We start from the raw sequence: 2072 nt of genomic DNA, 5'->3' as shown, positions 1-2072 counted from the left end.
GTCAGGCCTTCTGGTTCGGGGAGTTTGTTTGCGCGGCATGCGGCGGTCAGGGTGTTGGCCAGCAGGCATGCGATTGTCATGGGGCCGACGCCACCGGGGACGGGGGTGATTGCTCCGGCGCGTTCGGCGGCGCTGGCGTAATCCACGTCTCCAACCAGCTTGTTCTTGCCGTCGCGTTCAATGCGGTTGATGCCCACGTCGATGACCGTGGCGCCTTCCTTGATCCAGTCGCCGGGCACCATCTCGGGGCGGCCCACAGCGGCGACAACGATATCCGCGCGACGGACAACATCGGGCAGATCCTTGGTGCGGCTATGCGCGATGGTCACGGTGCAGCTGTCGCCCAGCAGCAGTTGCGCCATCGGCTTGCCAACGATGTTCGAGCGGCCGATCACAACCGCGTCCATTCCGGACAATGAGCCGTGGTGATCACGCAGCATCATCAGGCAGCCCAGTGGGGTACAGGGCACCATCGATTTCTGACCGGTGCCCAGCAGGCCCACATTCGAGATGTGGAACCCGTCGACATCCTTGGCCGGGTCGATCGAATTGATCACCAGATCTTCGTTCAGATGCTTGGGCAGCGGCAGCTGCACCAGAATGCCGTGGACTGCGGGATCGGTATTCAGCTTGTCGATCAATGCCAGCAGGTCTGCCTCGGAGGTGTCCACATCCAGCTTGTGCTCATACGAGTTCATGCCGACCTCGACGGTCATCTTGCCCTTCGAGCGGACATAGACCTGGCTGGCCGGGTCTTCGCCCACCAGAACCACGGCCAGACCGGGGGTGATGCCATTTTCGTCCTTCAGCTTTGCAACCTGATCGGCAACCTGTGCCCGCACCGTTGCTGCAAAGGCCTTACCGTCGATAACCTGCGCTACCATTCTTCGATCCCTTCTTCCCAAAAACGGATCGGGCGCTTGGGGCGCCCGGTCAGTCAGTCGTTGCCGAGCACACGTTCCTCACGCGCAATCGACCAGTCAATCAGAATGCGCCACAGCGTCTCGGCCAGATCGGGGTCCATCCCCGCCGCCTGAGAGCTGGCACGCACCTTTTGCACCACCTCTTCAACACGATCCGGAATACGGGCCGGCAGGCCCTCGCCCGGCTTCAACTCAGACGCGCGATCAATGTAGCTGGCGCGCCTCACCAGCATCTCGATCAGGTGCCGGTCCAGCTGGTCAATCTGAATCCGCAGATCCTGCATCGTTGCGCAGTCTTGCGGCGGTGTCAGAGTGGGCATCGTGATCTCCTCGTGGCCCGGAGCATTCTCCGGATCACGAGATGTCTTATCTGGCGACTTAGAACAAGCCCTCGATCTCACCTGCGTCATTGAGGCAGATGCTTTCGGCCGCCGGTTTGCGCGGCAGGCCCGGCATAGTCATGATCTCACCACAGACCGCCACGATAAATCCGGCACCCGCGCTCAGGCGCACCTCGCGCACCGGAACCGAATGGCCGGTGGGCGCGCCGCGCAACGAGGGATCGGTCGAGAAGGAATACTGCGTCTTGGCCATGCAGACCGGCAGGTTGCCGTAACCGGCTTCTTCCCATTCACGCAGCTGGTTGCGGATCTTGTTGTCGGCCAAAACCTCGTCCGCGCGATAGATGCGCTTGGCGATGGTTTCGATCTTCTCGAACAGCGGCATATCGTCGGGGTAGATCGGCGCAAAGTTCGCTGTGCCCCCTTCGACGATTTCGACCACCTTCTCGGCCAGCGGCGCCGAACCTTCCGACCCCAGCTCCCAGTGACGCGACAGAACCGCTTCGACCCCGTGGTCAGAGCAATAGTCTTTCACGGCTTGCACTTCTGCGTCGGTATCGGTGACGAAGTGGTTGATGCCAACCACAACCGGCACGCCAAAGGATTTGACGTTTTCGATGTGACGACCCAGGTTGGCGCAGCCCGATTTGACCGCGTCGACGTTTTCCGCACCCAGATCAGCCTTGGCCACACCGCCATTCATCTTCATCGCACGCACGGTGGCGACCAGCACCACAGCCGACGGCGCGATACCCGCTTTGCGGCACTTGATGTTCATGAATTTCTCGGCGCCCAGATCGGCGCCAAA

At 61.4% G+C, this 2072-nt stretch carries 3 protein-coding genes; all 3 read right to left on the bottom strand.

What is annotated here, in order from left to right; all coding sequences use genetic code 11:
* On the bottom strand, window positions 1-884 hold an 884-nt coding region (folD, locus tag AC2FLB_RS20770), incomplete at its 3' end, for a bifunctional methylenetetrahydrofolate dehydrogenase/methenyltetrahydrofolate cyclohydrolase FolD (protein ID WP_271952851.1).
* Between the two features lie 53 nt (window positions 885-937).
* Entirely contained in the window at window positions 938-1243 is a 306-nt protein-coding gene (locus tag AC2FLB_RS20765; RefSeq protein WP_142640424.1) for a chorismate mutase, read from the bottom strand.
* A 58-nt stretch (window positions 1244-1301) separates the two neighbouring features.
* Window positions 1302-2072, bottom strand: a 771-nt coding sequence (locus AC2FLB_RS20760; RefSeq protein ID WP_496710000.1) for a formate--tetrahydrofolate ligase, incomplete at its 5' end; no start/stop codon positions are given.

This window comes from Ruegeria sp. CDSA236 (assembly GCF_059611285.1).
This window is presented reverse-complemented; position numbering and strand designations above follow the sequence as displayed.

What these genes read in the sequence shown, in the direction of transcription:
- AC2FLB_RS20765 (WP_142640424.1), bottom strand. Translation starts at nt 1,243, where the DNA reads ATGCCCACTCTGACACCGCCGCAAGACTGCGCAACGATGCAGGATCTG.